The sequence below is a fragment of the Clostridium boliviensis genome (genome assembly GCF_033342255.1).
Classification (GTDB): Bacteria; Bacillota; Clostridia; order Lachnospirales; family Lachnospiraceae; genus Lacrimispora; species Lacrimispora boliviensis.
The window spans coordinates 1-379 of the sequence record NZ_JAWONS010000205.1 but is presented as its reverse complement, the minus strand read 5'-3'; the positions used below and the strand labels follow the sequence as shown (position 1 = coordinate 379).

Annotated in this window: 1 protein-coding gene; it reads right to left on the bottom strand. The window is 52.8% G+C overall.

Features of this window, described 5'->3' with window-relative positions:
• A partial coding sequence (locus RZO55_RS12500) for a S26 family signal peptidase (RefSeq protein ID WP_336624292.1) occupies positions 1–201 on the bottom strand: 201 nt, incomplete at its 3' end.
• Positions 202–379 lie beyond the last annotated feature (178 nt).

The following is a 379-nucleotide window of genomic DNA, read 5'->3' as shown; positions in this document are numbered from 1 at the left end:
GCCCCGCAGCGTGGGAAGCATGGAGCTGCCGTACACCCGGTAGGGAGCATAGAAATACAGCCGGATCGTCATCGCCAACAGCACCGCGATCAACACGGTGATCAACCATTCACTGGAGCGCGATCGATGCAAGATGCGACCTCCTCCATCCGTGATCTTCTTACCATATGGCTGCAGGGCCTTCAGCATGAATCCGGGCATTTCCACACGGACGGACTCCATCCGGAGGGAGATGGGGAGGAGTTTCACCCTCGCTACAGATTTTTCCTCTATTTATTGTAAAAGAAAAAGGACACTCCCGCCAATGGATGGAGACGCCGACCTTTCCCGATTTTCCCAAGGTAAAGGAACCTCAAATTGCAAATAAAACAACGATCAC